A 12,707-nucleotide genomic window follows, 5' to 3' on the forward strand; every position below is an offset into this window, starting at 1 on the left:
GGCTGATCCCGTGGTTCGCTGAACGCTGACATACGCGAACGGCCCGACGGAAGTGCAGCTTCCGCGGGCCGTCCGTGTTTGTGTGGGGGCATGACAGCGCACACCGTTGAGTACATCCGGTACCGCATTCCCGAGCAGCAGTCGGCGGAGTTCCTCGCCGCCTACACCCGGGCCGCCGCCCAGCTCGCCGTGGCCCCGCAGTGTGTCGACTACGAACTGGCGCGCTGCGAGGAGGACTTCGAGCACTTCGTGCTCCGCATCACCTGGACCTCCACCGAGGACCACATCGAGGGCTTCCGCAAGTCCGAGCTCTTCGAGGAGTTCCTTGCCGAGATCCGGCCGTACATCAGCTCCATCGAGGAGATGCGGCACTACAAACCGACGACCGTACGGGGTACGGGGGCGTCCGTGCCGACGTTGTACGTCTGGGCGGGGGGTGCCGAGGCCTTCGACCGGCTCACCGAGGTCTTCTACGACAAGGTTCTCAAGGACGACGTCCTGGCGCCCGTCTTCGAGGGCCTCGCTCCCGAGCACGCGTCGCATGTCGCGCTGTGGCTCGGGGAGGTGTTCGGGGGGCCGGCCGGGTACTCCGAGACGCAGGGCGGGCACGGGCACATGGTCGCGAAGCATCTCGGGAAGGGGATCACGGAGGTGCAGCGGCGGAGGTGGGTGAACCTTCTCCAGGATGCGGCGGACGATGCGGGGCTTCCTTCCGACGCCGAGTTCCGCTCCGCGTTCGTGGCGTACGCGGAGTGGGGGACTCGGCTTGCCGTCTACTTCTCGGGCCCGGACGCGGTGCCTCCGGCGGAGCAGCCGGTTCCGAAGTGGACGTGGGGCTCGGCGCCGCCGTACCAGGGCTGACGCCGTCCCGGCCTGACCTTTTTCGCCCCCGCCGCCCCTACCCATTCCCGTCCCTGCCTCGGGGGCTCCGCCCCCGAACCCCCGCTCCTCAAACGCCGGAGGGGCTGAATTTCAGCCTGTCCGGCGTTTGAGGACGAGGCCGTTCAGGCCGATGCGGGGGTCTGGGGGCGGCAGCCCCCAGGGACGGGACGGGTAGGGGCGGCGGGGGCGGAAAAAGCTACGCCTGCGGCGATGCCGTGCCCGCGCGGGTCGCGTCCGTGCCCCAGCTGGCCAGGAGGCGGAGGGCCTCGGCCGAGGGGGAGCCCGGCTCGGCGTGGTACGTGACCATCGACTGCTCGTCGTCGTCGACGAGCTTGAACGACTCGAAGGAGAGGGTCAGTTCACCGACGAGGGGATGGTGCAGCCGCTTGACACCATGGCTCTTCTCCTTGACGTCGTGCGTCGCCCAGAGCCGACGGAACTCCTCGCTCTTCACGGAGAGCTCGCCGACCAGGGCGGAGAGGCGAGGATCGTCAGGATGGCACCCCGCGTCCATCCGCAGAAAACTCACCATGTCGGAAGCCTTCTGCTCCCACTCCACGAACAGCTCGCGATACTCGGGCTTGAGGAAGACCATCCGCGCCCAGTTCCGCTCCTGCGGCGGCACCTCCGACCAGTCCCCGAAGACGGCCGCGGCCATCCGGTTCCAGACGAGAATCTCCGACCGCCGCCCCACGACATACGCGGGCACACCGTCGAACGTGTCGATCAGCTCCCGCAGAGCGACCCGCACCTGCTGCGGCCGGACCGACGCCTTCTTCTTGTGCTGCTTCGGCTTCGCCAGATGCGTGAGATGCGCGTGCTCGGCCCCCGTCAGCCGCAGGGCGCGCGCGATCGAGTCGAGTACCTCCGCGGAGACGTTCCGCCCGTTGCCCTGCTCAAGCCGGGTGTAGTACGCCACGGACACCCCGGCCAGCTGCGCCAGCTCCTCGCGGCGCAGCCCGGGCACCCGGCGATGCCGCCCGAAGTCCGGCAGCCCCACGTCCTCCGGCTTCAGCCGGGCCCGGCGCGTGCGCAGGAACTCGCTGAGCTCGGCACGCCGGTCCAGCGGGCGCCCCGACTCCTGCCCCGCTTGTCCCGCCTGTCCCGACCGCCCTGCGGACTCCTGAGAGGGCTGTTCATCCATACGTCCAGTATTCACGGTCGTACGCATACGAACCTGCCCCTATCAGTAGTAGGACCAGCGAACGTACGCAAAGCCGTGGTCTGGGTGACCGCCGTGATCAGGAGCAGGCTGGAGGCCGTGCCCGGCCGGAAGGCAGGCCGGGCGCAGAACCCCTCCTTAGGAGAACCCCCGGCATGACCACTGTCGCCGCATACGCCGCTCCCGCCGCCAAGGCTCCGCTGGAGCGCACGACCATCGAGCGTCGCCCGGTCGGCGAGCACGACGTTCTGATCGAGATCAAGTTCGCCGGCATCTGTCACTCCGACATCCACCAGGCCCGCGAGGGCTGGGGCGAGGCCATCTTCCCGATGGTTCCCGGCCACGAGATCGCCGGCATCGTCACCGAGGTCGGCCCCGGCGTCACCAAGTTCGCCGCCGGCGACCGCGTGGGCGTGGGCTGCATGGTCGACTCCTGCCGCGAGTGCGAGAACTGCAAGGCGGGCCTTGAGCAGTACTGCACCCAGGGCAACGTCGGCACGTACAACGCCATCGGCAAGGACGGTGAGCCCACCTACGGCGGCTACTCGACCCACATCGTCGTCGACGAGGCCTTCACCGTCCGTATCCCCGAGGGCCTGGCCCTCGACGAGGCCGCGCCGCTGCTGTGCGCCGGCATCACCACGTACTCCCCGCTCAAGCACTGGAACGCCGGTCCCGGCAAGAAGGTCGCAGTCCTCGGCATGGGCGGTCTCGGCCACATGGGCGTCAAGATCGCGCACGCCCTCGGTGCCGAGGTGACCGTTCTCTCGCAGTCCCTGCGCAAGAAGGACGACGGGCTGAAGCTGGGCGCCGACCACTACTACGCGACCAGCGACCCGCAGACCTTCCAGGAGCTGCGCGGTTCCTTCGACCTGATCCTGTCCACCGTGTCCGCCCCGCTGGACCTGGACGTCTTCCTCTCCCTGCTCAAGACGGACGGCGCCTTCGTGAACGTGGGCGCGCCCGAGGAGCCGGTCTCCCTGAACCTCTTCTCGGTGATCGGTGGGCGTAAGACCCTTGCCGGCTCCGGGATCGGTGGCATCCAGGAGACCCAGGAAATGCTGGACTTCTGTGCCGAGCACGGGTTCGGGGCGGAGATCGAGCTGATCAGCGCGGGCGAGATCAACGAAGCGTACGAGCGGGTGCTGAACAGCGACGTGCGGTACCGGTTCGTGATCGACGCCGCGACGATCTAGCGAGTTCGCTCCGCTGGGGTGCGCCGTATTAGGTGCGGGCTCGCTGTAGCTGGGCGCGCAGTTCCCCGCGCCCCTAGGAGATGGGGCTGCGCTGCGCCCCTGTCTCCTAGAGCGCGCGGTTGTGGCCCTGACCGCCGGCCAGCAGCCACAGCAAGTACGGGCCGCCCACCAGCGCCGTGAGTGCCCCCACTGGGATTTCCAGTGGGGGCATCAGCGTGCGGGCCGCCAGGTCGGCCGTGATCAGTACGACCGCTCCCGTCAATGCCGAGGCCGCCAGCGGTAGTTGGGGAGTGCGGGTCAGGCGGCGGGCCAGTTGGGGGGCCGTGAGGGCGACGAAGCCGATCGGGCCCGCCGCTCCCGTGGCCGTCGCCGCGAGGATCACGCCCAGGACGGTCAGGGCGAGCTGGGTCCGGTGCACGCGGACGCCCAGCGCGGCGGCCGTGTCGGGGTCCAGGCCGAGCGGGCGCAGGGCCCGGTTCGCCCACACCAGGGCGGGCAGGGAGAGGAGAAGCACCCAGGCGAGCGGGCCCGCCTGATCCCAGCCGCGGCCGTTGAGGCTGCCGGTCAGCCACAGCTTGACCTGCTCGGCTGCGGCCAGCTCGCTCTCCGTGAGATACAGCTGGACGACCGCGGAGAGCGCCACCCCGATGCCGACCCCGGTCAGCACGAACCGGCTGGGCTGCATGCCGTGCCGCCAGGCCAGTACGTACACGAGCGCCGCGGCCCCGAGCCCGCCCGCGACGGAGACCGCCGGGAGCGCGCCGGGGGAGGCGACCGCGCCCGTGGCGAGGGCCAGGACCGTGGCGGCGGCCGCCCCGTGGCCGACGCCGATGACGTCCGGGCTGGCCAGCGGGTTGCGCGTCACCGTCTGCACGAGCGCCCCGGAGAGCCCGTACGCGGCGCCGACCAGCGCGCCGAGCACGATCCGCGGGACCCGCAGCTCCCCGACGATCAGGTCGTACGGGCCGCCGTGGCCGCGCAGAACCCGCCAGACCTCGCCCGGCGACACGTACGCCTGCCCGACGCACGCCGAGAGCGCCATGACGCCGGCCAGGAGAAGCAGCAGTACGGCGACGACCACCGCCGAGCGGCGGTGCAGGAGCAGCGAGAAGGAGCGGCGGCGGAGTACGGAGAGGCCTGCCGAGTGGGGGTAGGCGGGGTCCGGGGACGGCCTTGGGAGTGTCGCCTGCTCAGACGGGCGCCGGGATGCCGTCGTCACGACGCCGCTCCCTTCCGGCGTACGAGAACGACCAGGACCGGTACGCCCACGAGTGCCGTCATCACCCCGGCCGGTACCTCCGCGGGCGCGCGGACCACCCGTCCCGCGACGTCCGCCGCGAGCAGCAGGGCCGCGCCGAGCAGCGCGGAGAGCGGCAGGGTCCAGCGGTGGCCGCCCGCGACGAGACGGCGTGCCAGGTGCGGTACGGCGAGACCGATGAAGGCGATCGGCCCGGCGGCGGCCACCGCGGCGGCGGTCAGGACGGTCGCGCCGAGTGCCGCGCAGACCCGTACGAGCTGGACGTTGTGGCCCAGCGCACGCGCGGTGTCGTCGCCGAGGGCGAGCGCGTCCAGGCCGCGGGCGCAGCCGAGCACCAGCAGCGCGCCCGCGACGAGGAAGGGCAGCATCTGCCCCACCGTCCCCGCGTCGCGTCCGCTGAGCGCGCCCACCTGCCAGAACCTGAACTGGTCGAGCGTCGCCGAACTCGACGTCAGGACCACGGTGGTGGCCCCGCCGACCATCGCGGACAGCGCGGTTCCGGCGAGCGCGAGTTTGACCGGCGAGGCGCCGCCCCGGCCGCGTGAGGCGACGGCGTACACCAGGCAGGCGGCGACGACCGCGCCCACGAAGGCGAACCAGACGTAGCCGCCGAAGCCGTTCGCCAGCCCGCCCGTGATCGCGAACACCACGCCGGCCGCGGCGCCCTGGCTCAGCCCGAGGATCCCCGGATCGGCCAGCGGATTGCGGGTGACGGCCTGCAACGCCGCCCCCGCGACGCCGAGCGCGGCCCCCGCGGTGAGCCCGACGGCGGTGCGGGGCAGCCGCAGCGACCGTACGACCAGCGCGTCCCGTGAGCCGCCGCCGTGCAGCAGCGCGTCGAGCACGGCGGACAGCGGCACCGGCCGGGTGCCGACGGCGAGGCTGAGGGCCACCGCGACGAGGGTGAGGAGAAGGGCGACCACCAGCCAGGAGGTGCGTACGGAGGCGCGGGAGGTGCGTACGGTCGCGGTGCGCGTGGTCACGTGCTCGCGGACCTACTTGGCGAGTGACTCGGTGAGCTGCTTCACGACCAGGTCGGCAGCCGTGGGGCCCGCGTTGAGGTACCAGGGGTCGTCGTCGACCTTGACGGCGTGTCCGGCCTCGACGGCCTTCATCGACTTCCAGAGCGGCCCGGCGAGGACGCTGCCGGCGTCGGTCTTGTCCTGCGCCCCCTGCACGGAGTAGAAGATCCAGTCGCCGTCCGCGGTATCGATGCTCTCGGCGCCGATGTCCTCCGAAATGGCGTTGAACTGCTGGGACTTGGGCCGTCCCAGCCCCATGTCGACGGCGATCGACCCGGTGAAGGAGGAGACGCCGAACATCCGGGTCCGGTCGGGCGTGAACCGCAGCATGGAGACGGCGGTGTTCTTCCCGTCGACCTTCGTGCCCGCGGCGGCGGCCTCGTCCGCGTGCTCGTCGAGAAGCTTCTGCGCCTGCTCGCCCTTGCCGACGGCGTCGCCGACGAGCAGCAGGTCCCGCTTCCAGTTGATGCCGTTGCCCGCGGTGATCACGGTCGGGGCGATCTTCGACAGCTTGGGGTAGAGGTCGCCGAGCGAGTCGTTGGCGAGGATGAGGTCGGGCTTGGCGGTGGCCAGCGTTTCGAGGTTGGGCGCGGCCCGCGTCCCCGCGTCGGTCATCTTCGCGAGCTGCTTCTTGTACTCGGGGAAGGCGTCGGCGAGGTAGCCGGGTACGAGTCCGGCGTTGTCGGCGCGGGTGGTGGCGGCCGGTACGACCCCGAGGGTGAGTACGTCGTCGAGCTGCCCGGTGCTGAGCACGGCTATCCGCTTCGGCGCCGCCGCGATCTCCGTCCTGCCCTTGAAGTGGCTGACGGTACGGGGGAACTCGCCGTCTGCTGCCTTCGTGCCCATGCCGTCGGCGAGGGCGCTGGGGGCGGCGGAGGGGCCCGCGGAGGCGCCGGCGACGAGGTTGCGGTCGCTCTTGTCGCCGCCGCCCTCGCTGCTCTTGCCGCTCTCCGACGACGCGCATCCGGCCATCAGCCCGCCGACCACGGACACGGCCAGGACGGCTTTCAATCCCGATGTGCGCACGACTCTCTCCGATTTTTCGATCCGTAAGGCAAGGCTTACCTTATCCCGCTTTCCGGAGTGGCCACTTCCGGGGCTGCGCACCTGTCACACGGGCACCTAGCGTGGAAGAGATAGGTGGAAGAGATACGTGAAAAAGGTAGGAAAAGGCCGCCGATGCCGAGCAACGTGCCAGGAACGATGACGAGCAACGTGCCAGGAACGATGACGAGCGACGCGCCAAGGAGGTACGCACGATGACCGTCGAGCTCAACCACACGATCGTCGCCGCCCACGACAAGAAGACCTCGGCCCGGTTTCTCGCCGACATCCTGGGCCTGGAGGTGAGCCCGCAGTACGGACCGTTCATCCCGGTCAAGATCCCCAACGGCGTGACCCTCGACTACATGGACGCGACCGGGCACATCCCGCCCCAGCACTACGCGTTCCTGGTCTCGGAGGACGACTTCGACACGATCTTCGCCCGTATCCGGGACGCGGGTCTGACCTACTGGGCGGACCCCTTCCACCGCCATGTCGACGAGATCAACACGAACGACGGTGGCCGCGGTACGTACTTCGACGACCCGAACGGCCACAACCTGGAGATTCTTACGCGGCCCTACGGGAGCGGGAGTCAGGGGTAGGCGACATCGTCAGTGGACGGTCTTCGCCGCCCACAGCACCGCGTCGCCGGACTTGATCACGACATTGCCGTCGGCCTGGAGGACCAGGACGGCTCCCGGGTGGCCGAACGTCTGTGAGGCCCACACGGGTTTCCCGGCGCTGTTGTGGACGACCAGGTTGCCGTCGTCCTGGAAGCGGGCGGTGTTGCCGGTGCCCGATGTCGCGGCGGCCCATAGGGGACGGTCCTTGTTGTCGGTGATCACGAGGTTGCCGTCCCGCTGCATGACCAGCTTCGTCTTGTTGGTCCGCACGGACTCTCCGACGCCCAGGTCGTACACGGCTTGGAGAACCCTGCGTACCGGGTTCACCGGGTTCGTCGGCTTCGTGGACCCGGCCGACGCCGAGGGCCGTGTCCTCGCGGCGTCGGAGGAGTCGTCCGAACCGGATCCGGAGCCGCGCATACCGGCGTACGCGGCGACCGAGACGGCAGCCACGGCGACGGCGGCCGCCGCGGTGACGGCGACGACCAGCCAGAGTGGGCGCCGGCGTCTCTCGGGCGTGCCGGGGACGGCCAGGACGGTGCCGTCCTGCATCGGCCCGACGGCCGGGTGCCCGGGACCTGGAGCCGTGAAGGGCTGGGTCTGCTGGTGGTGCCGCGGGTCGGGCTGTGAGCCGGGTCGAAGGTCGGGCCGGAGGTCTGGCGGAAGGTCGGGCCGCGGGTCGACGAGGGTGTGCGTCGGCTGCTCGTGCGCCGCCAGTTCCGTGGCGAGGGCCGGCGGGCGGACGTCCGGCCAGTTGCCGGTACGGGCGCCGATCGCCTCCAGGCGTTTGCCCAGCTCGGCCGCGGTGGGGCGGTCGGCCGGGGCCTTGGCCAGACATGAGGCGAGTACGGGGACCAGGGTCGGCGGAACGCCCTGGAGGTCGGGCGCCTCGTGGACGGCCCGGTAGACCAGCGCGGCCATGGCCACGTTGTTCTCCTGCGGGCGCGTGAACGGGCCGTGGCCGGTGGCCGCGTACACCAGGACCGCGGCCAGCGAGAACACGTCGGCGGGTTCGGCCGGCACGCCACCGACGGCCTGGTCCGGTGCGAGAAAGCCGGGTGAACCGAGAACTCCGCCGACCTGGGTGTGCCGGGGGTCGTCGGCGGCCCGTGCGATGCCGAAGTCGATCAGCCGCGGGCGGTCGCGTGCCAGCAGGACGTTGCCCGGCTTCACATCGCGGTGGGTGAGGTCGGCCTGGTGCACCGACTGCAGCGCGCCGCACAGTTCGGCGGCGAGCGAGAGGAGCGCGGCCTCCGGCAGTGGGCCGTGCCGCGAGACCCATTCGTCGAGCGACGGCGCCGGTACGTACTCGGTGGCCAGCCACTGCGGACGCTGGCCCGGCGGGCTGTAGTCCACGACGGTCACGGTCCACGGCGAGCGCACCCGGTCGCTGTTGCGTATCTCGCGCGCGAAGCGCTCCTCGAACCCCGGATCACTGCTGAGGTCCTCACGGATCGTCTTCAGCGCCAACAGACGCCCGGACGGCGTACGGGACAGGAACACCTGCCCCATGCCTCCCGCTCCGAGCCGGCTCAACAACGGGTAGCCGCCGATGGACGACGGATCCGAAGGCTGAAGGTTCTTCATGAAAGCTGCACCCCGAGGATCGGCCTCGCCGCTCCAACAACGCGTCGCGGCCTGGTAGTTGAATCGAGGAGCAGCGTAGTTGGCGGGGCGCGGGGAGGTGTGCCGAGTGAGCGTGTTGGGCCGTGTCTGTGCCGCGTTTGTGCCGAGTCTGTGGCGTGGCAGGGCGTGGAAGGGCGTGGCGTGGCAGGGCCGCGGTCCGGTGGGCGGGCTGCTCAGGGGCGGCCCACGATGCCCACGACCGGTGCCGACAGGCGCAGCACCTCCGCGGCGAAGCCGCCCGCTTCGAACGTGCCGGTGACCTTCGCGGCGAGTTCGTCCAGTCGCTCGCCCGGCGGCTCGTAGAACGCGTACAGGGCGCCGCGTGGGGCCAAGAGGCGTGTGGCGAGGGCCAGTTCGGCATGGGCGGGGCCGGTCCAGAACAGGTTGACGTTGATTGCGAAGATCTTGTCGAAGCGCCGGTCGGCGAGGCCCGCGGTCGCCAGGCCGGGCTCGGTGAAGGCGGCCGTGGCTATCGTGGCCCGACCGTCCCTGACCGAGTCCGCGTTGCGCCGTACGGCCCGTGCGGTGGCCGTCGCGGAACGGTCGACGGCCGTGATCGTGCCCGTGGTCAGCAGCGGACAGACCAGCCCGACCGCGACCCCGCCACCACAGCCGATCTCCAACAGCCGGTCGCCGGCCCGCACATCCAGCGCGGCAACCGCCTGCCTGATCCGCTCCGGTACCGCTGTGCCTGTCACGGGCGACGAGTGTATGGGGCCGGGGCTGCCACCTCGGCCATCTCCTGATGTGTCCGCGACTCCGCACGGCAGCGGTGCCGTATCCCCATGTCCCGTACGCGGCATCCCGTCTCCCGCATCCCCCTCGGCGCTCGCGGGGCGCCGCGCGCAACGTGGGCCGAAAAGCCCCGTACGGCCGGGGAGTTGTGTTCGATAGCCTGCGCGGGCCGACGGCCGGGTACTCGGGTGCGCGTTCGTGCCGATGTGAGGTCGTGGGGGTTGAGCGATCGTCATGGGGGCTTGGCATGCGAGCGGTCGTCGTGGGAGCGGGTATCGGGGGACTGGCGGCGACGTTGAGCCTGCGCCGGGCCGGTCATGAGGTCACGCTGGTCGAGCAGGCGGCCCGGTTCACCGAGATCGGTGCCGGGATCCAGCTCGCGCCCAACGCCACGCGTCTGCTGCGTCGGCTGGACCTCCTCGACGCGGTCGCCGCGCATGCGGCCCGCCCCTCCCACGTGAGCTTCCGCACCTGGTCCGACGGGGCCGAGATCTGCCGTTACGCGCTGGGGCGTGAGGCCGAGGACGCGTTCGGGGCGCCCTATCTGCTGCTCCACCGGGCCGATCTGCATCAGGCCCTGGCCGCCGCGGTGCCGCCCGCGTCGGTGCGTCTGAACACCGTTGCCGTGGGCATCGACCAGGACGACCGGTCCGCCTCCGTGACCACGGCGAGCGGCGAGCGTCTGCCTGCGGACCTGGTCGTGGCCGCCGACGGGATACGGTCGGCCGCCCGCGAGTGGCTCTTCGGCGCGGACGAGGCGGTCTTCTCTAGGACCGCCGCCTACCGGGCGCTGCTCCCGGCCGACGAAGTGGCACATCTGGACCTGCCCGACCTCGGCATCTGGCTCGGTCCGGGCCGGCACTTCGTCCACTACTGGGTGCGTCGTGGGGAACTGCTCAACGTCGTGGCCGTCGTCACGGCGGAGGCAGATGCCGATGCCGATGCCGAGGGGGCGACGGAGTCGTGGACCGCTCGGGCGGAACCGGGCGAGCAACTGCGCGAGTTCGACGGCTGGGACTCCCGGGTGATCGACGTCCTCGAACGCGCGGGGCAGGTGTTCCGCTACGGCATCCATACGCGGGTGCCGCTCGCTCGGTGGAACATCGGCCGGGTGACCCTGCTGGGCGACAGCGCCCACGCGATGGTGCCGTTCCAGGCCCAGGGCGCGGCACAGGCGATCATGGACGCGGCGGTACTCGGCGACGTCCTCACGGGTGCGAGCCCGGCGGAGATACCCGACGCGCTCGACCGGTACGTACGCCGGCGCCTGGCCACCGCCACGAACATGCAGGCCAACTCCGCCCGGGCGGGCGACGACTTCCACCTGCCGGACGGCCCCGAGGCCCGGGCAAGGAACGCCCGCATGGCGGCGTACGCGGCCGAACACGTCTTCTTGCCCCAGGCGACGGGGTGGGCGGTGGACGTCCTTGAGGACCGACGTCCCTGACGATTGGCGTCCTTGAGGAACGTCCCTGACGACCGAAGTTCTTGACGACCGAAGTCCTTGAGGAACGGCGTCTCTGATGACCGAGTCCCTGACGAACGGGCGCCATCGCAGGGCTAGGCCGTCGGCATCGGCATCATGACGTGCTGCTTCACGAGTTCGTACGACCTCAGCCGGTCGGCCAGTGCGTAGACGGGCGTTACGAGCATGAGTTCGTCCGCTCCGGTCAGGTCCACCAGGTCCGTCAGCTGCTTCGCGACGGTCTCGGGCGAGCCTTGGGCCTGGTGGGCGCGGAAGCCTGCCAGGAGCTGTGTCTCTTCCGCGGTGAACGAGTGGGCCGCCGCCTCTTCGGGCGTGGGAAAGGGGATGCCGCCTTGTCCCTTGAGGAGTCCGGCCTTGATGACGTCCATCGGGCCGACGAGCCGGGCCGCCTCCTCGTCCGTCCCGGCGCACACCGTTTCCACGCAGACCAGCACACGCGGGCTCGCGCACCAGCGGGACGGGGAGAAACGCTCGCGGTAGTGGGCGAGCGCGGCCAGGGTGTTGTCGGGACGGATGTGATAGGCGAAGGCGATCGGCAGTCCCAGTTCCGCGGCGAGCGCGGCACCGGCCGTGCTGGAGGAGAGCAGCCATGGCTCGGGGAACGGGTCCAGCCCGACCTCGTCCACCAGGAGACGCAGCGTCGAGGACACGTCGTCGCGGTACTCGTCGTCCGTCGTCGGACCGGCCCCGCGGCGCAGGGCCCGCGCCGTGGAGTCGTCGAACGTACCCGGGCCCCGGCCGATGCCCAGGTCGATCCGGCCCCCGTGCAGCGCGGCCAGCGTGCCGAACTGCTCCGCCAGCATGATCGGGGCGTGGTTCGGAGCGAGAACGCCCCCGGAGCCGAGACGGATGGACGTCGTCAACGCGGCCGCGTGGGCGGTCAGTACGACGGGCGGGAACGCTCCGATGGCCGGGGAATGGTGATGCTCGGCGTACCAGAGCCGTAGATAACCGAGGTCCTCGACGCGGCGGGCGAACTCGGTGGTGTCTCGCAACGTGTCCTCGGCCGGAGTACCCGTCTGGACCATGGCCACTTCGAGCGCGCTGAGCGGAACGGGGATCATTGGGCCAGTATAGAAATCGTCCGCTGCCTCCAACTCCCGCTGTACGTACGGTGGATCGGCCGCTGCGCCGGCTACCCCGACTGCCGACGGGGTTGATCGGTGCCGGCGGTCTGACGGTGCCGGGTGGTCGGACTGTGCCGGGGTCTGACTGTGCCGTCGGTCTGACGGTGCCGGTGGTCTGACGGTGCCGTCGGTCAGAAACCGCGGGTCGGTCAGACGGACGGGGCGGCGAAGTAGTGGCCCTTGTCGAGGTCGTCGAGGAGCCCGGGCGCGGTCGGCTGCCACCCCAGCAGTTCGCGGGTGTACGCGCTGGAGGTGGGGCTGTCCATGCCGAGGAAGGCGGCCAGCCAGGTGAAGTGCCCGGCCGCGTCGTCGGGGGAGAGCGAGGCCAGGGGCAGACCGAGGTGCCGCCCGATCACCTCGGCGACGGCACGTATCGGCACGCCCTCGTCCGCGACCGCGTGCAGCGTGGAGCCGGCCGGAGCGCTCTCCAGCGCCAGGCCGTCGTCGTGGCAAGGTCGGCTTCGAACGCTGGGTCGGCGCCAACGGAGAACGCCCCCTGGCCGACTTCCTGCGCGAGTCACTCAACGAACTCAAGGCGGTCAC

General features: G+C 70.9%; 11 protein-coding genes and 1 pseudogene. 4 read left to right on the plus strand and 8 right to left on the minus strand.

The genetic code is table 11. The annotated features are described in order from the left end of the window. The first annotated feature begins 90 nt into the window (after positions 1-90). The gene (locus ACZ5VQ_RS04920) at positions 91-861 is read left to right on the plus strand and encodes a globin domain-containing protein (protein WP_469103710.1); all 771 of its coding nucleotides are present in this window, start codon (positions 91-93) and stop codon (positions 859-861) included. 217 nt (positions 862-1,078) lie between these two features. Here the strand turns inward: ACZ5VQ_RS04920 and ACZ5VQ_RS04925 are convergent, their stop codons facing one another. Beyond that, entirely contained in the window at positions 1,079-2,026 is a 948-nt protein-coding gene (locus tag ACZ5VQ_RS04925; protein ID WP_469103711.1) for a helix-turn-helix transcriptional regulator, read from the minus strand. Positions 2,027-2,199: 173 nt separating this feature from the next. Here ACZ5VQ_RS04925 and ACZ5VQ_RS04930 point away from each other — a divergent pair, with 173 nt between their 5' ends. Then, the gene (locus ACZ5VQ_RS04930; RefSeq protein ID WP_469103712.1) at positions 2,200-3,240 is read left to right on the plus strand and encodes an NAD(P)-dependent alcohol dehydrogenase; all 1,041 of its coding nucleotides are present in this window, start codon (positions 2,200-2,202) and stop codon (positions 3,238-3,240) included. Positions 3,241-3,346: 106 nt separating this feature from the next. Here the strand turns inward: ACZ5VQ_RS04930 and ACZ5VQ_RS04935 are convergent, their stop codons facing one another. The 3 genes from ACZ5VQ_RS04935 to ACZ5VQ_RS04945 form a co-directional block, all read right to left on the minus strand. Continuing rightward, positions 3,347-4,459, minus strand: coding sequence for a FecCD family ABC transporter permease (locus ACZ5VQ_RS04935; protein ID WP_469103713.1), 1,113 nt, complete (start codon positions 4,457-4,459; stop codon positions 3,347-3,349). Then, positions 4,456-5,424 carry a FecCD family ABC transporter permease gene (locus tag ACZ5VQ_RS04940; RefSeq protein ID WP_469104064.1) on the minus strand — a complete coding sequence of 323 codons (969 nt, stop codon included), beginning with the start codon at positions 5,422-5,424 and terminating at the stop codon, positions 4,456-4,458. The genes ACZ5VQ_RS04935 and ACZ5VQ_RS04940 overlap by 4 nt, the downstream gene beginning before the upstream one ends. 69 nt (positions 5,425-5,493) lie before the next feature. Then, positions 5,494-6,546: an iron-siderophore ABC transporter substrate-binding protein gene (locus ACZ5VQ_RS04945; protein WP_469103714.1), complete on the minus strand. Its 1,053-nt coding sequence runs from the start codon at positions 6,544-6,546 to the stop codon at positions 5,494-5,496. Between the two features lie 233 nt (positions 6,547-6,779). Between ACZ5VQ_RS04945 and ACZ5VQ_RS04950 the strand changes: the two genes are divergently transcribed. Further along, positions 6,780-7,169, plus strand: a complete 390-nt coding sequence (locus tag ACZ5VQ_RS04950; protein ID WP_469103715.1) for a VOC family protein — start codon at positions 6,780-6,782, stop codon at positions 7,167-7,169. A 9-nt stretch (positions 7,170-7,178) separates the two neighbouring features. Here ACZ5VQ_RS04950 and ACZ5VQ_RS04955 read toward each other — a convergent pair whose 3' ends face one another. Together ACZ5VQ_RS04955 and ACZ5VQ_RS04960 are read right to left on the minus strand one after the other, a co-directional pair. Beyond that, positions 7,179-8,777, minus strand: a complete 1,599-nt coding sequence (locus ACZ5VQ_RS04955; RefSeq protein ID WP_469103716.1) for a protein kinase domain-containing protein — start codon at positions 8,775-8,777, stop codon at positions 7,179-7,181. A 212-nt stretch (positions 8,778-8,989) separates the two neighbouring features. Beyond that, on the minus strand, positions 8,990-9,514 hold the full coding sequence (locus tag ACZ5VQ_RS04960; RefSeq protein ID WP_469103717.1) for an SAM-dependent methyltransferase: 525 nt from the start codon (positions 9,512-9,514) through the stop codon (positions 8,990-8,992). Positions 9,515-9,798: 284 nt separating this feature from the next. Between ACZ5VQ_RS04960 and ACZ5VQ_RS04965 the strand changes: the two genes are divergently transcribed. Continuing rightward, positions 9,799-10,998 carry an FAD-dependent monooxygenase gene (locus ACZ5VQ_RS04965; RefSeq protein ID WP_469103718.1) on the plus strand — a complete coding sequence of 400 codons (1,200 nt, stop codon included), beginning with the start codon at positions 9,799-9,801 and terminating at the stop codon, positions 10,996-10,998. Positions 10,999-11,111: 113 nt separating this feature from the next. On the opposite strand, the gene ACZ5VQ_RS04970 is transcribed toward ACZ5VQ_RS04965, so the two are convergent. Continuing rightward, complete coding sequence (locus ACZ5VQ_RS04970; protein ID WP_469103719.1) at positions 11,112-12,101, minus strand: LLM class flavin-dependent oxidoreductase; 990 nt, start codon at positions 12,099-12,101, stop codon at positions 11,112-11,114. 212 nt (positions 12,102-12,313) lie between these two features. Beyond that, positions 12,314-12,658, minus strand: a pseudogene (locus ACZ5VQ_RS04975) (3-beta hydroxysteroid dehydrogenase); the annotation flags it as partial. Positions 12,659-12,707: the final 49 nt, after the last annotated feature.

Source organism: Streptomyces sp. NPDC033178 (genome assembly GCF_055577685.1).